The organism is Amycolatopsis acididurans (assembly GCF_012328925.1).
GTDB lineage: Bacteria > Actinomycetota > Actinomycetes > Mycobacteriales > Pseudonocardiaceae > Amycolatopsis_E > Amycolatopsis_E acididurans.
Window position 1 is genome coordinate 1 of record NZ_JAAXLS010000022.1, and the last position, 20,174, is coordinate 20,174.

The 20,174-nt window shown below is 70.7% G+C and carries 18 protein-coding genes; 2 read left to right on the forward strand and 16 right to left on the reverse strand.

Going from position 1 to position 20,174, the window contains the following annotated elements:
- Nucleotides 1-624: 624 nt before the first annotated feature.
- The 10 genes from HFP15_RS25870 to glmS form a co-directional block, all read right to left on the reverse strand.
- Complete coding sequence (locus HFP15_RS25870) at nucleotides 625-1,623, reverse strand: zinc-dependent alcohol dehydrogenase (RefSeq protein WP_168519359.1); 999 nt, start codon at nucleotides 1,621-1,623, stop codon at nucleotides 625-627.
- The gene (gene tsaE / locus HFP15_RS25875) at nucleotides 1,620-2,069 is read right to left on the reverse strand and encodes a tRNA (adenosine(37)-N6)-threonylcarbamoyltransferase complex ATPase subunit type 1 TsaE (RefSeq protein WP_168519360.1); all 450 of its coding nucleotides are present in this window, start codon (nucleotides 2,067-2,069) and stop codon (nucleotides 1,620-1,622) included. Before tsaE ends, HFP15_RS25870 begins: the two co-directional genes overlap by 4 nt.
- Nucleotides 2,054-3,151: an alpha/beta fold hydrolase gene (locus HFP15_RS25880; RefSeq protein WP_168519361.1), complete on the reverse strand. Its 1,098-nt coding sequence runs from the start codon at nucleotides 3,149-3,151 to the stop codon at nucleotides 2,054-2,056. The genes tsaE and HFP15_RS25880 overlap by 16 nt, the downstream gene beginning before the upstream one ends.
- Before the next feature lie 2 nt (nucleotides 3,152-3,153).
- Entirely contained in the window at nucleotides 3,154-4,275 is a 1,122-nt protein-coding gene (gene alr, locus HFP15_RS25885; protein WP_168519362.1) for an alanine racemase, read from the reverse strand.
- Between the two features lie 27 nt (nucleotides 4,276-4,302).
- Nucleotides 4,303-5,370, reverse strand: a complete 1,068-nt coding sequence (locus tag HFP15_RS25890; protein WP_168519363.1) for an ABC transporter ATP-binding protein — start codon at nucleotides 5,368-5,370, stop codon at nucleotides 4,303-4,305.
- A complete protein-coding gene (xylB, locus tag HFP15_RS25895; RefSeq protein WP_168519364.1) occupies nucleotides 5,370-6,788 on the reverse strand; it encodes a xylulokinase in 1,419 nt (472 codons plus the stop codon). The genes HFP15_RS25890 and xylB overlap by 1 nt, the downstream gene beginning before the upstream one ends.
- Nucleotides 6,785-7,564 carry a DeoR/GlpR family DNA-binding transcription regulator gene (locus tag HFP15_RS25900; protein ID WP_168519365.1) on the reverse strand — a complete coding sequence of 260 codons (780 nt, stop codon included), beginning with the start codon at nucleotides 7,562-7,564 and terminating at the stop codon, nucleotides 6,785-6,787. Before HFP15_RS25900 ends, xylB begins: the two co-directional genes overlap by 4 nt.
- Nucleotides 7,557-8,564 carry an NAD(P)-dependent alcohol dehydrogenase gene (locus HFP15_RS25905; protein WP_210717860.1) on the reverse strand — a complete coding sequence of 336 codons (1,008 nt, stop codon included), beginning with the start codon at nucleotides 8,562-8,564 and terminating at the stop codon, nucleotides 7,557-7,559. The genes HFP15_RS25900 and HFP15_RS25905 overlap by 8 nt, the downstream gene beginning before the upstream one ends.
- A gap of 66 nt (nucleotides 8,565-8,630) precedes the next feature.
- Nucleotides 8,631-10,076 carry an NAD(P)H-hydrate dehydratase gene (locus HFP15_RS25910; RefSeq protein ID WP_168519367.1) on the reverse strand — a complete coding sequence of 482 codons (1,446 nt, stop codon included), beginning with the start codon at nucleotides 10,074-10,076 and terminating at the stop codon, nucleotides 8,631-8,633.
- Nucleotides 10,077-10,085: 9 nt separating this feature from the next.
- Nucleotides 10,086-11,948 carry a glutamine--fructose-6-phosphate transaminase (isomerizing) gene (gene glmS / locus HFP15_RS25915; RefSeq protein ID WP_168519368.1) on the reverse strand — a complete coding sequence of 621 codons (1,863 nt, stop codon included), beginning with the start codon at nucleotides 11,946-11,948 and terminating at the stop codon, nucleotides 10,086-10,088.
- 83 nt (nucleotides 11,949-12,031) lie between these two features.
- Between glmS and HFP15_RS25920 the strand changes: the two genes are divergently transcribed.
- Nucleotides 12,032-12,892 (forward strand): dienelactone hydrolase family protein, encoded by an 861-nt coding sequence (locus tag HFP15_RS25920; protein WP_168519369.1) that lies wholly within the window; start codon nucleotides 12,032-12,034, stop codon nucleotides 12,890-12,892.
- Between the two features lie 3 nt (nucleotides 12,893-12,895).
- Here the strand turns inward: HFP15_RS25920 and HFP15_RS25925 are convergent, their stop codons facing one another.
- The 6 genes from HFP15_RS25925 to rplM all read right to left on the reverse strand — a co-directional run bounded on the left by HFP15_RS25925 (nucleotide 12,896) and on the right by rplM (nucleotide 19,016).
- Nucleotides 12,896-13,285: a hypothetical protein gene (locus HFP15_RS25925; RefSeq protein ID WP_168519357.1), complete on the reverse strand. Its 390-nt coding sequence runs from the start codon at nucleotides 13,283-13,285 to the stop codon at nucleotides 12,896-12,898.
- Nucleotides 13,286-13,291: 6 nt separating this feature from the next.
- A complete protein-coding gene (locus HFP15_RS42250; RefSeq protein WP_210717856.1) occupies nucleotides 13,292-16,153 on the reverse strand; it encodes a hypothetical protein in 2,862 nt (953 codons plus the stop codon).
- Between the two features lie 2 nt (nucleotides 16,154-16,155).
- The gene (locus tag HFP15_RS25935; protein ID WP_168519370.1) at nucleotides 16,156-16,461 is read right to left on the reverse strand and encodes a hypothetical protein; all 306 of its coding nucleotides are present in this window, start codon (nucleotides 16,459-16,461) and stop codon (nucleotides 16,156-16,158) included.
- 120 nt (nucleotides 16,462-16,581) lie between these two features.
- Complete coding sequence (glmM, locus tag HFP15_RS25940; RefSeq protein ID WP_168519371.1) at nucleotides 16,582-17,916, reverse strand: phosphoglucosamine mutase; 1,335 nt, start codon at nucleotides 17,914-17,916, stop codon at nucleotides 16,582-16,584.
- Between the two features lie 156 nt (nucleotides 17,917-18,072).
- A complete protein-coding gene (rpsI, locus tag HFP15_RS25945) occupies nucleotides 18,073-18,549 on the reverse strand; it encodes a 30S ribosomal protein S9 (protein ID WP_168519443.1) in 477 nt (158 codons plus the stop codon).
- 14 nt (nucleotides 18,550-18,563) lie between these two features.
- Nucleotides 18,564-19,016: a 50S ribosomal protein L13 gene (gene rplM / locus HFP15_RS25950; RefSeq protein ID WP_168519372.1), complete on the reverse strand. Its 453-nt coding sequence runs from the start codon at nucleotides 19,014-19,016 to the stop codon at nucleotides 18,564-18,566.
- Between the two features lie 182 nt (nucleotides 19,017-19,198).
- Here rplM and HFP15_RS25955 point away from each other — a divergent pair, with 182 nt between their 5' ends.
- On the forward strand, nucleotides 19,199-20,077 hold the full coding sequence (locus HFP15_RS25955; RefSeq protein WP_312871745.1) for a hypothetical protein: 879 nt from the start codon (nucleotides 19,199-19,201) through the stop codon (nucleotides 20,075-20,077).
- The last annotated feature ends 97 nt before the right edge of the window (nucleotides 20,078-20,174 follow it).

Below are 20,174 nucleotides of genomic sequence, written 5' to 3' on the forward strand. Positions count from 1 at the left end.
ACCCGGCACCACCCGCCCCAGAACAAGCCCAGAGACCACGGTCGCGCGAGTCGCCCCTTCCACGCCCCCGAGTCGAGGCTTCCGGTTGCGCGAGTCGAGGTTTCCATGCGCCCGAGTCGAGCTTTCCGGTGGCGCGAGTCGAGCGTTCCGCGCGCCCGCGAGTCGGGCCATCCGCGCGCCCGCGAGTTGAGGTTTCCATGCGCCCGAGTGGGCCTTCCGCGCGCCCGAGTCGAGCTTTCCGTCTGCGTGCCCGAGCCTGCTCGTCCGGCTTCATGAGTCCCGACCAGATCGCGGACCGGTTCGCGGGTCTCGAGCCGAACTCGCGCACACGGAAGGCTCGACTCCCGCGACCACCGAGCCCGACTCGGGCACATGGAAAGCCCAACTCGCGGACGCGGAAGGCTCGTCTCGGGCGACCAGAAAGCCCGACTCGCGCACGCGCGGGCCGCCGAAAAGCCCAACTCGGGCCACCAGAAACCTCGACTCGGGCAACCGGAAGCCCCGACTCGGACGCATGGAAACCCCAACTCGCGCCACCGGAAGCCTCGACTCGGGCGACCAGAAAGCCCGACTCGCGCAACTGGAAACCCCAACTCGCGCCGCCGGGGAGCTGGGCTTGGGTGGTTAGGGGTGTAGGAGGATTTTTCCTGTTGGTGCTGCTGGGTCGGCGAGGGCTGACAGGGCTTGTGCGGCGTCCTCCAGGACGAACTCGTGCGTGATCAGCGGTGCGGTGTCCAGCAGGCCGGCCGCGAAGGCGCGTACCGCGTGCGACCACGCCCGCGAAGGTGCGCCGAACACGGTGTGCACGGTGACCGCCGACGCGACCAGGTCCGCGGGCGCCAGTGGCGTCGTCTCCGTCCCGGCAAGGCCGGTCAGCACCACGCGGCCACCCCGCCGCGCCAACCGCACCGCCAGCGCACCGGTGCCCGGCGCGCCCGCGGCCTCGACCACCACGTCGAACCGCTCCGGAGCCTGCTCGGGCGAGCACAGGCGCGCCCCGTACCGCTCGGCGAGCGCGGCTCGATCCGTGCGCGGGTCGACCACGACCAGTTCGGCGGGGCTGCTCGCGGCGAGCAACTGCGTCACCAGCATCCCCAGCGTCCCGCCACCGACGACGGCCACCCGCTCGCCGGGCACCACCGCCGCCTTCAGGCTCGCCTCCGCCATGCACGCGGCCGGTTCCAGCAGCGCCGCGGCGCGCAGGTCCGCTCCCTCGGGCAGTTCGTGCAGCAACCGGGCGGGCAGGCACAGTTCGTTCGACCAGGCGCCGGGCTGGGTGAAACCCGTTTCGTCATAGGGGGCTTCGCACAGTGTGGTTTCGCCGCGGCGGCACGCGTCGCAGTGGCCGCAGTTACGAAACCCTTCCCCCACAACGGCTTTCCCGAGCAGCGATTCGTCGGCACCCTCGCCCAGCTCGACCACCGTGCCGGACCATTCGTGCCCCGGCACCACCGGATAACGCACATACGGCTCGGCGCGCGTGCCCGCGAACAGTTCGCTGTCCGACCCGCAGATGCCCGACCACGCCACGCGCACCACGGCCTCGCCGTGCCCCGGCTGCCTCGGCGCCGCCGGCGTGATCCGCAGACTGCCGGGCTGCTCGATCAGCACCGCGCGGCTCATACCCGCGACTTCCACTCCCCGTGCGGTTCCAGCGTCGCGATCCGCACGTCGTCCGGGCGGCGTTCCAGGCGCACCACCAGGAAATCGTCCGACAGCCGCTCCGCCGAACCCTCGCCCCACTCCACGACGATCGCCGAGGACTCCAGGTCGGTGTCCAGGTCCAGATCGTCGAGCTGGGCGAGGTCCCCGCCGAGCCGGTAGGCGTCCACGTGCACCAACGGCACCCCGCGCTCGCCCGCCGGATGCACCCGGGCGAGCACGAACGTCGGGGAGCTGACCCGGCCGGACACGCCGAGCCCGGCCGCGATTCCCCTGGTCAGCACGGTCTTTCCGGCACCGAGCGGGCCGGCGAGCAACACCAGGTCACCCGCACGCAGGGTTTTCCCGAGCGACTCGCCGAAAGCGACCGTGTCCTCGGGTGTTGCCAGTATCAGTTGTTCAGCCATCGCCAGATCCGTCGCGAAGAACTCATGTCGTCCACTCCAGCACACCGTTGCAGCAAATCGATCAGGTGACTGTTGACCAGCTCGGGCTGCTCCAACTGCACCATATGTCCCGCGCCGCGCACCCGCGCCAGTTCCGCGTCCGGCAGCTCCGCCGCGATCCGCTCGGCGTGCGAGTACGGGGTGAGCCGGTCGGCGTCGCCGCCGATCACCAGCACGTGCGCGTGCTTGAGCCCGGCCAGGGCCGCGTACCGGTTGTGGCTGCCGAGCGTGTCGACGAAGTTGACCAGCCCGCGCACCGGCGTGACCGCGAGCATTTCCAGCAGGAAGTCCACGATCTTGGGGTGCACGTCACGGGAACCGAAGGCCAGCCGCCGGACCGCGGGGCGAGTGAGCTGCCCGCCCGCCGCGCGCACGAACTCGACCAGTCCCGGCTGCCAGCCCGCGAGTCCGCCGACGCTTCGGGTCAGCGGGTTGTACTTCGACAGCAGGCTGCGCGGCAGCCCCCGGCCGCCGACCTCACCCGCCGCGGTGGCGATGAACGCGACGCCGCAGACCCGCTCGGCGAACAGCTCCGGGTTCTGCTGGGCCAGCTCCATGATCACCATGCCGCCCATCGAATGTCCCATGAGGACGATGGGCCCGTCGGGCGCGACAGCACGCAGCACGGCGTCGAGATCCTGCGCCAGCTGCTCGATGGTGCTGGCGTCCTGGTTGGCGGGCCCGGAGGCGCCGTGCCCCCGGTGGTCGTAGTAGACCTGCCGCACGCGCGGCAGCCGCAGCGCCGAAAGGTGCTGCCGCTGGAAGTGCCAGCTGCGCTGCGACAGCGCGAACCCGTGCACGCCCACCACGGTGAGTTCCGGTTTGCCCTCGTCGGGCAGGATTTCCGAGACGTTGAGCGGGGTGCCGTCGTCGGCCGCGACCGTGGACACCCGGTCCGGTTTCAGCTCGCCGAGCGGTCCGTCCGTGCTCAGCCCGTCGGAGAGCCTGCGTTGCTGTGCGGTGACCGCGATGGTGGCGGCGGCCGTGCCCGTGACGAGCGCGGCGGCGCCGGCGACAACGGTGAGCAGGCGGCGTGAAGCCATGATCACGTCTCCCCCAGGTAGGCCCGCCGGACGCGGGGCCGGTACATACCGGTGACGATCTCGTAGTCGATGGTGCCGATCGTGTCCGCCCATTCCCGCGCGGTCGGCTCGCCGCGTGTGCCCGCGCCGAACAGGATCACCTCGGCGCCGACCGGCGGTTCGTCGTCCCCGCAGTCGACTACGAGCTGGTCCATGCACACGCGCCCGGCGACCGGACGCCGTTTTCCGTGCAGCCACACGTCCATCCGCCCGGACAGCGTCCTCGGCACCCCGTCGGCGTATCCGGTGGGCACCAGCGCGAGCGTGGTGTCCCTCGGCGCGGTCCAGGTGTGTCCATATGAGACGGACTCACCGGCCTCGATCCGTTTGGTGAGCACGACCGTGGACTTGAACGTCATCGCGGGCCGGAGATCTTCGGCCTGTGGCACGGGATTGAGCCCGTACATCGCGATGCCCGGCCGCACGAGGTCGAAATGCAGATCCGGCCGCGTCAACGTCGCGGCCGAGTTCGCCAGGTGCCGCAACGGCTCCAGCCCCGCCTCGCGCGCGATCTCGTACGCCGTGTGGAAACGGCCGGCCTGCATGTCGATCGAGGGATGCCCCGGTTCGTCGGCGCACGCGAGGTGTGACCACAGGGCCACCACCTCGACCGCGGATTCGGCCTTGGCGGCCTTGACCAGTGCCGGCCACGCGTAGGGCGGGCATCCGTTGCGGGACAAGCCGGTATCGATCTTCAGATGCACCCTGGCCCGCTTGCCCGCCCGGTTCGCGGCAGCCGCGACCCTGGCCAGCTCGTCCGCCGAACTGACCGAGATGTCGATGTCGGCGGCGACTCCCGGGGTGAAGTCCACATCGGGCAGATCGAGCCAGCTGAACAACCGGGCGGTGATTCCCGCGTCACGCAACGCGATCGCCTCGGCGAGCGAGCACGCACCGAGCCAGCTCGCCCCCGCCTCCAGCGCGGCACGCGCCACCGGCAGGGCGCCGTGTCCGTAACCATCGGCCTTGACCACGGCCATGGTCGAGGCACCGGACTGCGACGCCCTGCCGGCCAGCAGGCGCAGGTTGTGCCGGATCGCGTGCAGATCGACGACAACCTCGGCGCGGGAAAGATCGGGGCTCATCGAACCCCATTTTCCCACGGATAGGTCTCAGCCCAGCCGCTGCCCGGTGCTGCCGGAGAAAACGTGCAGCTCGTCGGGACGGATCCGCAGGCGGAGCGTGTCGCCCATGGTCGGCGTCTTGCGCGGATCCACCCGTGCCACGACCGAGTTCCCGTCCGCGGCCTTGCCGTAGACGTAGGCGTCCGAACCCAGTTCCTCGACCAGGTCCACGACCACCGCGAGCCCGCCGTCGTCGGACAGTTCCAGCGATTCGGGCCGGAAGCCGAGCGTGACGTCCTCGCCACCGGCCGAGGCGATCAGGTCGCGGGACAGCGGGATCGTGAGGTCGCCGAGCACGACGCCGGTGTCGGACAGCTTCGCCGGGGCGAGGTTCATCGCGGGCGAGCCGATGAACCCGGCGACGAACACGTTGGCGGGCCGCTCGTAGAGCTCGCGCGGGGTGTCGCACTGCTGCAGCAGACCGGCCTTGAGCACCGCCACCCGGTCGCCCATCGTCATGGCCTCGACCTGGTCGTGCGTCACGTACACGGTCGTGGTGCCCAGGCGCCGCTGGAGCGCGGCGATCTGGGTACGGGTCGACACCCGCAGCTTGGCGTCCAAATTGGACAGCGGCTCGTCCATCAGGAAGACGCTGGGCTCACGCACGATCGCGCGGCCCATCGCGACCCGCTGCCGCTGGCCACCGGAGAGCGCCTTCGGCTTGCGGTCGAGGAAGTCCTCCAGGTCGAGCAGCTTCGCGGCCTCGGCGACCTTGCGCTTGATCTCGTCCTTGGGCGTGCCCGCGATCTTCAGCGCGAAGCCCATGTTCTGCCCGACGGTCATGTGCGGGTACAGCGCGTAGTTCTGGAACACCATCGCGATGTCACGCGACCGCGGCGGCAGCTGCGTCACGTCGCGGTCGCCGATCCACACCGCGCCCTCGTCCACGTCCTCCAGCCCGGCGAGCATCCGCAGGCTGGTCGACTTCCCGCAACCGGAAGGACCCACCAGCACCAGGAACTCACCGTCCGCGATCTCCAGGTCGAGCGCGTCGACGGCGGCGCGATCGGAGCCGGGATAACGGCGGGTGGCCTTGTCATAGGTGATCGTCGCCATCAGCTGTCCTCTCCTGTTGTGGTTGAAAGATCGTGCACAAGCTCGCGGACGTCGAGGTGGCGCTGCCGCAGCTCGGCGCCGAGCGCGGCGTCGCCGGCGGGCAGGTTGAGCGCGGCGTCCTCGGACCAGGCGGGCGGGCGCGCCGCGCCGGACAATGCCCACGCGGCCTGCCGCGCCGCGCCCCGCGCCACGTGCTCCGCCGGTTCGGGGACGGTGACGGGAACGCCGAACACGATCGGCGCGATCGCGCGGACCGCCTCGGACTGCGCGGCCCCACCGATCAGCAGCACCCGGCGGACGGTGATCCCGTGTTCCCGGACCGCGTCCAGGCCCGCGGCCAGCCCGCACAACATGCCCTCGACGGCGGCGCGAGCCAGGTTCTCCGGCGTCATGTTGGTGCGCCGCAAACCGTGCAGCGATCCGGCCGCGTCCGGCAGGTTCGGCGTGCGCTCGCCATCCAGGTAGGGCAACAGGGCGAGCCCGCCGGCACCCGGTTCCGCGGCCAGCGCGAGCCGGTCCAGCCCGGCGAGGTCGACGTCCAGCATGGCCGCGGTGGCGGTCAGCACGCGGGCGGCATTGAGCGTGCAGGCCAGCGGCAGGAAACGGCCGGTCGCGTCGGCGAACCCGGCGACGATGCCGGTCGGATCGGCGGCCGCGGTCTCGGAGACCCCGAACACCGTGCCGCTGGTGCCCAGTGACACCACGACGTCGCCCTCGTCCAGCCCGAGCGCGAGCGCGGCGGCCATGTTGTCGCCCGTACCCGCCGACACCAGCACCCCGTCCGGCGTGCGGCCGGCGGCCTCGGCGGGCGCCAGCACACGGGGCAGCTTCGGCGTGCGGCCGCCGAAGGCCAGGCCCAGCAGGTCCTGGCGGTATTTGCCCTCGGCGGGCGAGAAGTAGCCGGTGCCGGAGGCGTCACCGCGGTCGGTCACGGGTTCGCCGCCGCCGAGCAGTCGCCAGGTCAGCCAGTCGTGCGGCAGCAGCACGCGGGCGACCCGGTCGGCCAGTCCGGGCTCGTTGTCGGCGAACCAGCGCAGCTTGGTGACGGTGAAACTCGCCACCGGCACCGAACCGACCGCCTCCGCCCACGCGCGCGGCCCGCCCAGCTCGCCCACCAGCTGTTCGGCGGCCTTGCCCGAGCGGGTGTCGTTCCACAGCAACGCCGGCCGCACGACCTCGCCGGCGGAGTCGAGCGCGACCATGCCGTGCTGCTGACCGCCGATCCCGATGGCCCGCACGTCGTCCAGCAGCCCGGCGGTGGCCTCGGTGAACGCGTCCCACCACACCCGCGGGTCGACCTCGGTGGTGTCGGGATGCGCGGCGCGGCCGGTGCGCACGACCGCACCCGTGTCCGCGTCGACCACCACGACCTTCGTGGACTGTGTCGACGAATCGACTCCGGCGACCAGTTCCGTCATACCTGCTCCTTCGCGGGCTTGCTCAGCCGGACTTTCGTGTCGATGGCCGCGAGCTCGTCGCCGGGTGTCTCGTGGTCGGTGATCACCAGGTCGTAGTCGCTCACGTCGCCGTAGGCGTAGGTCGCGGTGCGGCCGAACTTCGAGTGGTCGGCGACGAGGATGTTGCGGTCGGCCACCTGCAGCGCGGCGGTCTTCAGCTCCGCGTACTCGCGCACCGGGTGGTACAGCCGCCCGAACGCGATCGCCGTCGCCGACACGAACCCGATGTCGGCGCGCATCCGGCTCAGCGCGCCGACGGTGTCCGGGCCGATGCACGAGTCGAACTCGGTGTAGCGGCCGCCGAGCATGAGCACCTCGATGTCCGGCTTGGGGCCGAGAATCCGCGCCGCCTCGAGGGAATTCGTGATCACGACCAACGGCCCGGCAAGCCGCTGCGCGAACGGGAACAGGCTGGTCGAGTCGTCCAGGAACAGCGTCTGGCCGGGCTCGACCTCCGCGATCGCGACCTCGGCGAGCGCGTCCTTGTAGTCCTGGTTGAGCGTCTCGCGGAACCGTTTCGCGGTCTCCACGGTGAGCGCCGGGTACGCCTCGACCTTGCCGCGCAGCTTGCGGACGAGCCGGCGTTCGGCCAGGTCGTCCAGGTCGCGGTGCATCGTCATCAGGCTCACGCCGAACCGCCCGGTGAGCTCGTCGATGCGGACCTCGCCGTGGTCGATCACGTGCCGCAGCACATCCTGGCGGCGCTGCTCGACCTCGGCGTCGGACGGCCTAGCCATGGCTGGGCAGCACCACTGCCTTGATCACGGAGTCGTCGGTGGCGGCGATGGTGAGCGCCCGTTCCACCTCGTCCAGCGAAAACCGGTGCGTGACCAGCCGGTCCAGGTCGACGGTGGCGTCCGCGGCGAGTTCGATCGCGGTGGGCCAGGTGTTGGCGTAGCGGAAGGTGCCGGTCACCTCGATCTCGAAGTTCTGGATGTGCGCCAGCGGCAACGGGATCTCGTCGCCGCCCATCCCGACCAGCACGATCCGGCCCGCGCGGCCGACCTTGCGCATGGCCTGCTTCGCCGCGGCGGGGACGCCGGAGCATTCGAGGAGCACGTCCGGTTCGAAGTCGATGTCGTGCTGGGACACATCGACGGTCGCGCTCGCACCGAGTTCCTTCGCGACCTCGAGGCGCCGTGGGTTGACGTCGGTGACCACGACCTCGGTGGCGCCGAACGCGCGCGCCGTCTGCGTCGCGACGAGCCCGATCGGGCCCGCGCCGGTGATCAGCACGCGGCTGCCGGTGCGGACGCGGCCCTTCGTGCAGGCCCACACGCCGACCGACAGCGGTTCGAGCAGGCCGGCGGCCTCGTCGCTGAGCGCGTCCGGGATGGGGTGGGCGAAGTCCTCGCGGAGCACGACGTACTCGGCGAAGGCCCCGTCGATGGGCGGGGTGCCGAAGAACCGCATGCGGGGGCACAGGTTGTAGCGGCCGGCCTTGCACTGCGCGCAGGTGGAGCACGGCACGCCCGGTTCGAGCGCGACCCGCTGCCCGATCTCGTGACGGTCCGCGTCGCGGCCTTTCGCCACGATCACGCCGCTGGGCTCGTGTCCCAGGACGAGAGGCTGTTCGACCACGAAGTCGCCGATGCGGCCGTGCTCGTAATAGTGCACGTCGGAGCCGCAGGTGCCCACCGCGCGCACCTGGATGAGCACCTCACCCGGCCCCGGCTGCGGTACCGGACGTTCCTCGGTTCTGACGTCATGGACCCCGTACAGCACCGAAGACTTCATGGTCTGGCTCACATCTCATGTTCTTACCAGAGAAGCCAGAGCTTGTTAACAGGTAATTCGAGATATTTACGATAAGAGCCCGCGCAGCTGCCGGATCGCGTCCGGGATCGCCGCGACCACGCCCGACGCCGACACCGGCACGTTCCGCGCCGCGAGGTCGCCCGCGAGGGAGTGCACGTAAGCCGCCATCCCCGCCGCGAGCCACGGGTCCAGCCCGCTGGCCAGCAGCGATCCCAGCAGGCCCGAGAGCACGTCCCCGGAACCGGCCGTCGCCAGCCACGAACCACGCGCCACGTTCGCCAGCACCCGGCCGTCGGGCGCGGCGACCAGCGTCGTGTTGCCCTTGAGCAGCACCACCGCGTCGTACTTGCGCGCCGCCGCACGCACGGCACCGATCCGGTCCTCCCCCGGCTCATCCCCCATCAGCCGCGCGAACTCGCCCGCGTGCGGCGTCAGCACCAGCGGCGTGCCGGGGTCGCGCGCGTCGAGCACGTCCGGATAGTGCGCGAGCAACGTCGTCGCGTCGGCGTCGGCGCACACCGGCACGCCCGCCTCCAGCACTTGCCGCAGCACGCCGCGCCCCTCCTGGCCGGTGCCGATCCCGGGCCCGACGACCCAGGCCTGCACCCGCCCGGCGTCGGTGACCGAACCCGTCGCGATCACCTCCGGCCACCGCGCCCGCACGGCGTCGGCCGCCGGACCGGCGTAGCGCACCATGCCCGACGTGCTCAGCACCGACGCCCCGGTCGCCAGCACGGCCGCACCCGGGTACGTCGCCGAGCCCGCCGCGATACCCGTCACGCCCTGGCTGTACTTGTTGTCCTCCGGACCCGGCACCGGCCACGCGACCCCCACGTCCACGGCGTCGAGCCGGCGCAGATCCGGCTCACCCAGCTCCGGTCGCAGTCCGATGTCGACCAGCACCACCTCGCCGCACCGCGCCGGATTCAGCGCGTGCACCGGCTTGAGCGCACCGAACGTCACGGTGCTCGTGGCAGTGATCGCCGGGCCGTGCACCATCCCGGTGTCCGGATCGACCCCGCTGGGCAGATCGACCGCCAGCACGGGACCGCTGATGTGCGGCAGCAGCGAGGCCGCGTCTTCGCGCAGCGCACCGCGCGCCGCCAGGCCGATGATCCCGTCGATCACCAGGTCGGCTTCTTCCAGCCGGCGCGGTGCGTCCTCGAGCCCGACGACGCGCCCACCCGCCTTACGCAGCGCGGCCAGTCCGGCGGGATGCGCCTTCTCCGGTTTGAGCAGCACCGCGGTCACGCCGACCCCGCGCTTCCGCAGGAAACTGCCCGCCCACAAGGCATCCCCGCCGTTGTTGCCCGCGCCGACCAGCAGCGCGACGCGCGTGCCCGCGGTGTGCCCGGCGTGCGCGTTCAGCATCCGCGCGGCGTGCACCGCGACGCCGAACGCCGCGCGCTGCATGAGCGCGCCCTCGGGTGTCGCGGCGAGCAGCCGCTCTTCGGCGCTGCGGATATGTTCTGTGGTCCAGATTCCTCGCACGCGGCCTGTCTACTCGACTGTCACCGACTTCGCCAGGTTCCGCGGCTTGTCCACGTCATAACCACGCGCACGAGCGATCTCCGCGGCAAGCACCTGCAACGGCACGCTCGACACCAACGGCTGCAACAAGGTCGGCACCGCGGGCACTTCCACCAGTTCGTCGGCGAACGGGCGCACCGTGTCGTCGCCCTCCTCGGCGATCACGATCGTGCGCGCGCCGCGAGCCTGGATCTCGCTGATGTTGGACACGAGCTTCGCGTGCAGCACCGCGCGTCCCTTGGGCGAGGGCATCACCACGACGACCGGCAGCCCGCTCTCGATCAGCGCGATCGGCCCGTGCTTGAGCTCCCCCGCCGCGAAGCCCTCGGCGTGCATGTACGCCAGTTCCTTGAGCTTGAGCGCACCTTCCAAAGCGACCGGGAAACCCACATGCCTGCCAAGGAAAAGCACCGCCTTGGAGTCGGCCAGCTCGCGGCCCAGCGAACGCACCTGCTCCACAGTGGACAGTACCTTGTGGACGGCGGCGGGCATCGCCTCGAGCTCGGCGAACTCGCGGGCCACCTCGTCCGGGTACTTCGTGCCGCGCGCCTGCGCGAGCGCGAGGCCGACCAGGTAGTTCGCCGCGATCTGCGCGGTGAACGTCTTGGTGGCCGCGACCCCGACCTCGGGCCCGGCGTGGGTGTAGAGCACCGCGTCGGACTCGCGCGGGATCTGCGCGCCGTTGGTGTTGCAGATCGCCAGCACCCGCGCCTTCTGCCCGCGCGCGTGCCGCACGGCCTCCAGCGTGTCCGCGGTCTCGCCGGACTGCGAGATGGCCACGACGAGCGTGTCGCGGTCGAGAACCGGGTCCCGGTAACGGAATTCGCTCGCCAGCTCCACCTCGACGGGCAGCCGGGTCCAGTGCTCGATGGCGTACTTCGCGATCAGCCCCGAGTGATACGCCGTGCCGCACGCGACCACGAAGACCTTGTCCACGTCACGCAGATCCTGATCGGACAGGCGCTGCTCGTCGAGCACGATCCGGCCCGAGTCGAAGTGCCCGCGCAGCGTGTTCGCGAGCGCCTCCGGCTGCTCCTCGATCTCCTTGAGCATGAAGTAGTCGTGGCCGCCCTTCTCGGCGGCGGAAAGATCCCAGGCGACCGTGAACGGCTTGGCCTGCGCGGGCTCGCCCGCGAAGTCGGTCACCTCGTAGCCGTCGCGGGAGATCACCACGAGCTGGTCCTGGCCGAGTTCCACGGCCTCGCGGGTGTGCTCGATGAACGCCGAGACGTCGGAGGCGACGAACGTCTCACCCTCGCCGACGCCGACCACCAGCGGCGAGGACCGGCGGGCGGCGACGATCATGTCCGGCTGGTCCGCGTGCGTCACTACCAGCGTGAACGCCCCCTCCAGGCGGCGGCACACCGCGCGCACGCTGGCGGCGAGGTCGCCGGCGGTGGGCCCGCCGTCGTAGGCGCGGGCGATCAGGTGCGCAGCGGTTTCGGTGTCGGTGTCGCTGCCCAGCTCGACACCCTCGGCCTCGAGCTCGGCACGCAGCGCGGCGAAGTTCTCGATGATCCCGTTGTGCACCACCGCGACCCGCTCGGAGCTGTCACGATGCGGGTGCGAGTTGCGGTCGACCGGGGCGCCGTGCGTAGCCCAGCGCGTGTGCCCCATGCCGGCGGTACCGCCGAACCGGTGCCTGCCCGCCTCCTCGAGGCGGTTTTCCAGGTTGGCGAGCCTGCCCGCCTTGCGCTCGACGGTCAGCGCTCCGGCGCCGTCCAGCACGGCGACACCGGCCGAGTCGTAGCCCCGGTACTCCATTCGGCGGAGCCCGCCGAGCACGACGTCAAGTGCCTGCCGATGGCCGACGTATCCCACGATTCCGCACACGCCACCACCCTAACGAGGACACTCCGGGGCCCTTCTCCGGCTCATCTCCGCTTCCTTCGTCACACTTGGCTACGCTCTTGCGCATGGCCAGCAAGCCCAAGGACCTGCTCGAGGAGCTGTCCCACCCCGGACCGCACGACGTGCTGCGCGGCAACCTGGCGCTCGCCGGACTGCCCGGCGCGGTGTTCACCCCGCGCGAGGGACTCGGTCTGCCGGGTATCGCGTTCGGGCACGGGTGGTTGCAGCCGCCGGGGCGTTACCGGGGGCTGCTGCATCATCTGGCCAGCTGGGGCATCGTCGCCGGGGCGCCCGCGACCCAGCGTGGGCCGCTGCCTTCGCACCGGCTCTTCGCCGCCGACCTGCTCTCGACCCTGGAGGTGTTGACCGGTGTTCGCCTCGGGCCGGGGCAGCTCAGCGTCGACCCGGAGAAGCTCGGTCTCGCGGGCCATTCCGTCGGTGGTGGTGCGGCGGTGCTGGCCGCGGCCGGCGGGGCCGCGCCGACGGCCGGTGTCGAGGGGCCGGCGGTGCCCAGCAAGGTGGAACCGCGGGTCAAGGCGGTCGCCACGTTCGCGGCGGCGCAGACGATGCCCCCGGCCACCGAGGCCGCGCGCAGGTTGACGATCCCCGGGCTGCACCTGGCCGCCGACGGCGACCTGGTCGCCCCGGCGATCGGCAACGCCGAGGCGATCGCCAAGGCCTGGGGCGGGCCGGTGCAGCTGCGGATCCTCGACAAGTCCTCGCATCTGGCCGTGACCGAGGGCAGTCACTGGAGCCAGCGCCTGCTGCACGGCAAACCGCACCACGGGACGCAGCGGCTGGTGCGGGCGCTGTTCACGGCGTTCTTCCTGACACACCTCACCGGCACCAAGAAGTACCTGCCGCTGCTTGATGCCGACGTCAAGCGGGCCCCGATCGACTTCGACCCGAGCCGCGAAGCCGCCTGAGCGTCACTTCATCCAGCTGTTGTTGGAGAAGTCGTCGTCGTCGAAGTCCTGACGAGCGTGCCGTCCGCGACGTTCCGGCGCGGGCGGCGGTTCGCTCACCGTGGTGTGGCGCTCCTCGTTCTCGCCGAACTGGAACGTGTTGTCCTGCGGGGCAGAGTCGCGTTTGAGCCACTCGTTCTTCGCGGTGGGGTCGTCCTTGGCCGCAGCCCTGGCGGCGCTGCGCTCGTCGAGTTCCTTGGACAGGCGCTCGTTCTGCTCGCGCATCAGCCGCGACTCTTCGGCGATGCGCTGTTTCGTGGCCTCGACCTGGTCGCTGATGTCGGCCGCCTTCGCCCTCGTGCCGGCGAGGATCTGCGCGAACCTTTCCTCGATGGCGCGGTCGATACCGGTCATGCCCGCCTACCTCTCGTAGCTGACGGAACGGTCGCCCTCGTCGTCCAGCGATCCACTGATGCGGCCGCCGCTGCCGTTCGTGTTGAAGATGCCGCCGTCGATGCGGTACGCGGTGGAGCTGCGTTCCTGGTCGCCGCCCCCGCCGCCGGCGCCACCCATACCGCCCATTCCGCCCATCATGCCGAGGCTGCCCATGCCGCCGCCGGACTGCTGCCCCTGGTGAGCGGCCGCATCGCCCACCCCGCCCGGTGCCACGCCGAGGCTGGGCTGGCCGGGCTGGCCGGGCTGCGGCATGGCCGTGCCGGTGTGCGGGCCCTGGCCGAGCGAGCCATGGTCACCGAGGGAGCTCGGGTCGCCGAGTGAGCCGCTGACGCCGCCCATCGCGGCCGAGGCACCGCCCCCGGCGTCGGCGCCTCCGGCAACCGCCCCGGCGGCGATGGCGTCGGTGGCGGCGTTCGCGGGCGCCGTCTGCTGGGCGGGGTCTGTGTGCTGGACGGGGTCGGAGTGCTGGACGGGGTCGGAGTGCTGGGCGGGGTCTGGGGCGCTGCTTGCGCCGTCGACGTCCACACCGCCCGGTGCGGTGAAGCCGCCCATGCCGGTTCCGCCGGCCGCTCCGCTCGCTGCTCCGGCGGCGCCTTCGGTGCCTGCAGCACCATGGGTAGCCCCTGGTGAGCCTGCAGCGCCATCGGCACTGCCTGCACCAGCGGCACCGGCAGCAGTCCCGGCCGCACTGTCGCCACCGGCCGCCCCAGCCGCGCCGGCGGCACCACCCGCCGCCCCAGCGGTCCCAGGTGTCCCAGCGGCGGCCCCAGCCGCACCACCGGAGCCATCAGCGCCACCTGCCCCGGCGGCCCCACCGGCGCCCTCGCCCTTCTCCTCGCCGAGGGTGTAGGTCGTCGGGGTGCCGGAGCCGTCGTCGACGGTCACGACCGTCGGGCCGTTCGGGCCCTCGGGGCGTTCGGCGGTGATCTTGAGGTTGCCGTCCTCGATGTGGATCTTGCCGTCCGGGCCTGGCGTGTAAGCCTTCTCGCCCGCGGCGCCGTGCGCACCCGCCGCGCCATCGGCACCGGCGCCCGCAGCCCCCGCACCGGCGGCACCTGCCGCGTCACCGGCCGCACCAGCACCCCCGGCACCAGTAGCCGCCGCACCGCCGGCACCACCAGCGCCCGCGGCGCCACCGGCGCCGGCCTTGTCGTCGCCCCAGTCGAGCTTGTAGTCCTTCGCGTGCCCGGCGCCGTCGTCGACCTTGATGTCCATCTTGCCGTCCTTGCCCGGCTCGGACATCTCGATCGTGTTGTTGCCCTTCTTGACGGTCACGGTGTCCTGATCGTCACCGGCGTCCTTGATCGCCTCGCCCGTTTTGGGGTCGATCGGGTACGGCTGGCCGGTTGACGGGTCGACCTCCAGCGGCTTGCCGGTGATCGGGTTGACGCCCTGCTCGGCTTCCTTCTTCGCCGCCTCGGCCACCTGCGCCGGATCACTCGGGGTGCTGGCCTCGGGCGTCGTCGCGGCCGGAGTGCCACCGGCGCCCGTGCCGCCGGGTGCGGGCCCCGTCCCGCCGGAACCGTTGCCGTTACCGGAACCATCGCCGGTCCCGCCCGTGCCGCCGGTTCCCTTGCCCGGCGAACCGACCTGGGCGAACGGGTCCTGCTCCAGGCCCTTGCCCATCCCCTGGATCATCGCGTCGTAGGACTGCTGCACACCCTGCTTGGCGTTGTCCGCCTGCTGGTGCACGGAGTTCGCCTTCGTCGCGTACTCCTGGGTGAACTGCTGCAGCTTCGCCTCGGCGCTGGAGAGTGCCTGCTTGTACTTCTGGGTCTCTTCCCGGATGTTGTCCTCGGTGATCTCATGCGCGAGGGTGACCCCGATGATCGCGTTGATCGGGCCGATGAACGGAAAGGCGATGACCCCGAGCACGCCGCCCACGATCTTGTCGAACGTGCTGCGGCTGTTCAGCTCCTGGATCTTCTGCTCCAGCTGCTGAATGACCCCGGGCAGCTGTTCCTTGCTCTGCAACAGGGTGTCGACGTCCTCCGGCGTCATTTGCGCGATCTTGCCGTCGCCGTACTGATTGTGTACCTGCTTGGCGAAATCGGTGACCTGCTTCTCGATGGTGCCGATGCCCTGGGTGATCGTCGGCGGCGCGTTGTTCAGCGCCTGCGCGAGCGCGGCCGAACCGGCGTCCAATTTGGCCTTGAACTGGCTCGCGGCCGTGGCGCCGGAACCCTTCCAGCTCGACATGTTGTTGGCCCACGCGCCGGACAGCTGCTGGTTCGCGTCCCCGACGCTCTTGCCCGCCGCGGTCAGCGCGTCGGCGTCGGTCTTGAACGCGCTGAAATCGATGCCACGGAACTGTTTCGTGGTCGCGCGCAGGCTTTGCGGGTCGAGTCCGGCGCCCGGCGCGTCCGCACCACCGCCCATAGTGGACTGACCGCCGGCCTTGGTGTAGCGCGGATAGAAGTCGTCGAAGATCTTCAGCCCGACGTCACCCTGGTCGATGATCTCGTCGGAGTTCTTGAAGTTTCCTTCGTCCAGCCGCTTCTGGCTGTCGTCGAGCTGCTTCTTCGCCTGCCCCAGCCGCTGCTGTTCCCGCGCCGCGGGCAGCGATGCCTTGGCGTTGGCGATGTTCTCCAGCGGCGCCTGGCCACCGCTTTTGATGTCGTCGGCGTTCGCGCCGATCTTGCCCGCGTACTGGTCGATCTCGGAGTCGCTGATCGCGCCCATGTTCGACAGCGCGTACAGCATGTTCTGCTTGAGGTCGTTGGACACGTTCGGGTCATCAAGCATTCCCCGCATCTGCTTGATGTCGTCCGGGCTGAACTCCTTCTCCCCGGCTTCCTTCGCGAACTCCTCGAAGAGGTTGCCCATGATCAGCCCTGCCCCGGAATCGAACGCTGCTGCGTCTGCTCGTTCGCCGAGTACTTCTGCGACGCCGAGCCGAGCGACCCACCGAATTCGCCGGCCTTACTGCCGAACGCGGCCACGCCGTTCTTGAACTTGGTGAAGGCCTCGGTGTATTTACCCGCGACGTCCGAGAACGCCTCGCCGACCTGACCCGCCGCGACGGTGGGCGTGAGTTTCGAGGCCGCCTGGCTGAGCGCGTCGCCTTCCTGGGTGTAGGCGTTCGCACCCGCGCTCAGCTGGCCGGTATCGGCCTGGTAACCCCCGTTTGGCATGGTCTCCCCCTGCTCGCGTGGTCCGGATCGGCACTGCCGCACCTACGACGCATCCGCGCGTCGCGCGGTGCCGTCGCATATGCACAGAATGTACAGACCGGCGCAAACTCGGGAAACGGGTTACGAAGCCGAGGACACCACGCCCGCGAGCCGGTCGGCGGCGGCCTGCGCCGTGTCGTGTGCGGGGGCCTCGACCATCACGCGGACGAGTTGTTCGGTGCCCGAAGGGCGGAGCAGGACACGGCCCTCGCCGCCCAGTTCGGCCTCGACGGCGCGGACGGCGTCCCGCACGGCCTCCGAAGCCGCGACCGCGGCCTTGTCCGCCACCGGCACGTTGACCAGGACCTGCGGCAGCCGCCGCATCACACCGGCCAGCTCCCCCAGCGGTTTGCCCGTCGCGGCGACCCGGCTCATCACGCGCAACGCGGTCAGCAGGCCGTCACCGGTGGTCGCGGTGTCGGGAAGCACGACGTGTCCCGATTGTTCGCCGCCCAGCGCGTACCCACCGGTCCGCAATTCCTCCAGCACGTAGCGGTCCCCGACGGCGGTCGTGCGGATCTCGACGCCGTGCTCGCGCATGGCCAGGTGCAGGCCGAGGTTGCTCATCACGGTGGCGACGAGCGTGTTGTGCGTGAGCTCGCCGGACTCCGCCATGCCGAGCGCCAGTATCGCCATGATCTGGTCGCCGTCGACCAGTTGGCCGGACGCGTCCACGGCAAGGCAGCGGTCCGCGTCGCCGTCGTGTGCGATGCCGAGGTCGGCGGCGTGCTCGCGGACGGCGGACTGCAGCTGCTCCATGTGGGTGGAACCGCAGTTGTCGTTGATGTTGATGCCGTCGGGTCCGGCGTGGATGGCGATCACCTCGGCGCCCGCCTTCCGGTAGACGTCCGGGGCGGCGACCGAGGCCGCGCCGTTCGCGCAGTCCACGACGACGCGCAGGCCGGTCAGCGGATGCGGGAGCGCGGTGAGCAGGTGCGCGGAGTAGCGGTCGATCGCGTCGGCCACGTCGGTGACCCTGCCGATCTCCGCACCGGTCGGGCGGGTGCCGTTGCCCGGCAGTCCGGCCTCGATCTCGTCCTCGATGCCGTCGGGCAGCTTGTGCCCGCCGGCCGCGAACAGCTTGATGCCGTTGTCCGGCATCGGATTGTGCGACGCGGAGATCATGACGCCGAGGTCGGCTTCGAGCGCACCGACGAGGTGCGCCACGGCGGGTGTGGGCTGCACGCCGACGCGCAGCACGTCGGCGCCGGCCGAGGCGAGCCCGGCGACGACGGCGGACTCCAGCATCTCGCCACTGGCCCGCGGATCCCGGCCGACCACCGCCACCGGACGGTGCGAGCGATCGTGGGCGGCGAGCACGCGCGCGGCGCTGGCCGCGACCGCGAGCGCGAGTTCAGGTGTCAGGTCCCCGTTCGCGAGACCGCGAACGCCGTCGGTGCCGAACAGGCGAGCCATCTGATCCTCTCCTCGAACCTCTGCGACCCGGACAACCTAGCGTCCCTCGATCGAAGGTAAACCCCGGCTCGGGGTTGCGAAACGGGAAGCCGCCCGCTAACGAAGAAGGCGTCCACCCGGTGCCGGATGGACGCCTTCGACGAAAACCGCGCTCGATCAGCGCTTGCTGTACTGCGGAGCCTTGCGGGCCTTCTTGAGGCCGTACTTCTTGCGCTCGGTGGCACGCGCGTCACGGGTGAGGAAGCCGGCCTTCTTCAGCGCCGGGCGGTCCTCCGCGTCGACCTCGACGAGCGCACGGGCGATCGCCAGGCGCAGCGCACCGGCCTGGCCGGAGATGCCGCCGCCGGTGAGGTTGCCGAAGACGTCGAACGACTCGGGCTTGTCGACCGTGACCAGCGGCTCGCGGATGAGCTGCTGGTGCACCTTGTTGGGGAAGTACTGCTCGAGGCTCTTGCCGTTGAGCTTGAACTCGCCGGTGCCGGGAACGAGCCGCACGCGGACGACGGCCTCCTTGCGGCGGCCGACGGTCTGCGCGGAGCCGCCGGCGGCGCGCGTCGGACGCGGGGCGGCGGGCGTCTCGCTGGTCACGACCGCCTCGGTGCCCTCGGCGGCCTCGGTCTCGGTGCTGGTCACGAACGTTTCCTCACTCATTTGGCGACCTGCGCGATCTTGGTGATCTGGAACGGCTGCGGCTGCTGGGCGCCGTGCGGGTGCTCCGGGCCTGCGTAGACCTTCAGCTTCTTCGCCTGGGCGCGGCCGAGCTTGTTCTTCGGGAGCATGCCCTTGACGACCTTCTCGAGCAGGCGCTCGGGCCGGGTGTCGAGCAGCTCGCCGAACGAGCGCTTGCGCAGACCACCCGGGTAACCGCTGTGGCGGTACGCGAACTTCTGGTCGCGCTTGTTACCGGTGAGCGCGACCTTCTCGGCGTTCACGATGATGACGAAGTCACCGGTGTCCACATGGGGAGCGAAGGTCGGCTTGTGCTTGCCGCGCAGCAGCGTAGCGACCTCGGTCGCGAGCCGGCCGAGCACGACATCTTCGGCATCGATCACGTGCCAGGCACGGGTCACATCGCCGGGCTTGGGGCTGTACGTGGGCAAGGGTCTACCTCGTCGTCAACTTGCGTGTGGGGTCGAGTGCGGGCCGAGCGCCGTGGGCGCCGCAACGCACAACGACATATGAAGATACCCCCTCGATTCCGTGGTCTGTGAAGCGGGGGTACCCGAGGACCACATACTAGTCTGGCGCCGGGTCGGACGGCTATGACACGAGGGGGCGGCCCGTGAAGGCTCGGAGGTTGGGCGTCGCGCTGGCGTGCGTGGCGTTGGTCACGACGGCCTGCGGGAGCGCGAAGGCGGGGACGCCGGTGCCGAACGGCGACGAGGCGGCCACCTACGTCAGTACCAAGTTCGCCAAGACCCTGGAGACGCTGTCCAAGCAGCTCGGCGGCAACGACAGCCGCAAGAGCGTGCTGGACATCTTCGCGCGGTTCGACGCGCGCAAGATGAACGCGACCCACACCGCCGTGCAGCTGGGCCATCCGCCCGCGCGGCTGGTCAAGAACCACTCCAACACCGACTCGAACGAGTACCTGGACACCTTCCATCCGGCGAACAGCCCGGTCGAGTACATGCTGCTCGGGCCCGTGTACGCGAGCCTCGCGCCGACACCGTGGGTGTCGATGCCCTACACGGCGGGTGATCTGAACGAATGCTTCTGGGGCGGCGGGCAGGACGTGTGCAAGATGCTCGGGGCGGTGTCCGATTCGGTGGACCAGAACAAGGGGGCGAAGACGGCGAACAGCCGCGCCGACGGGAGCGTCGAGCTGACGGCCGACGTGACGCTGGCGGCGTTTTTGGACAACCGGGTGGTCGTGTTCCCGGACTCGATCGCGAACCAGATCACGGACGCGATGAAGAAGCAGACGCTGCGGGCGCGGATCGTCCTGGACGCGCGGTCGAAGCTGACCGAGCTGGAGATGAGCGGCAAGATCCCGGGCGACGGGCACGAGCTGGAGATCGAGATGCACTACCGGCTCGACGGCACGCCGACGGACAACGACCTGCCGAAGGTGCCCGACCCGGCACAGGTCACGGCCCTGACCGACAGCGCCGCGGTGCGCGACTTCTACGCCCGCATGGGCGAAATCCAGGGCAGGTGACGTGATGGGTGATCAGCAGCGAAGCGAGTGGGAGGTGCCCAGGGCCGGCGGGACGGCCGGGACGGGTGGGACGGCCGGAGCCGCCGGTGGCTGGAAT

Coding starts and splice junctions, on each gene's coding strand:
- HFP15_RS25920 (WP_168519369.1), top strand. CDS start 12,032: ATGGCCAGCAAGCCCAAGGACCTGCTCGAGGAGCTGTCCCACCCCGGA.
- glmM (WP_168519371.1), bottom strand. CDS start 17,916: ATGGCTCGCCTGTTCGGCACCGACGGCGTTCGCGGTCTCGCGAACGGG.
- HFP15_RS25890 (WP_168519363.1), bottom strand. CDS start 5,370: ATGGCGACGATCACCTATGACAAGGCCACCCGCCGTTATCCCGGCTCC.
- HFP15_RS25935 (WP_168519370.1), bottom strand. CDS start 16,461: ATGCCAAACGGGGGTTACCAGGCCGATACCGGCCAGCTGAGCGCGGGT.
- HFP15_RS42250 (WP_210717856.1), bottom strand. CDS start 16,153: ATGGGCAACCTCTTCGAGGAGTTCGCGAAGGAAGCCGGGGAGAAGGAG.
- HFP15_RS25870 (WP_168519359.1), bottom strand. CDS start 1,623: ATGAGCCGCGCGGTGCTGATCGAGCAGCCCGGCAGTCTGCGGATCACG.
- tsaE (WP_168519360.1), bottom strand. CDS start 2,069: ATGGCTGAACAACTGATACTGGCAACACCCGAGGACACGGTCGCTTTC.
- HFP15_RS25925 (WP_168519357.1), bottom strand. CDS start 13,285: ATGACCGGTATCGACCGCGCCATCGAGGAAAGGTTCGCGCAGATCCTC.
- HFP15_RS25900 (WP_168519365.1), bottom strand. CDS start 7,564: ATGGCTAGGCCGTCCGACGCCGAGGTCGAGCAGCGCCGCCAGGATGTG.
- HFP15_RS25905 (WP_210717860.1), bottom strand. CDS start 8,564: ATGAAGTCTTCGGTGCTGTACGGGGTCCATGACGTCAGAACCGAGGAA.
- HFP15_RS25880 (WP_168519361.1), bottom strand. CDS start 3,151: ATGGCTTCACGCCGCCTGCTCACCGTTGTCGCCGGCGCCGCCGCGCTC.
- alr (WP_168519362.1), bottom strand. CDS start 4,275: ATGAGCCCCGATCTTTCCCGCGCCGAGGTTGTCGTCGATCTGCACGCG.
- xylB (WP_168519364.1), bottom strand. CDS start 6,788: ATGACGGAACTGGTCGCCGGAGTCGATTCGTCGACACAGTCCACGAAG.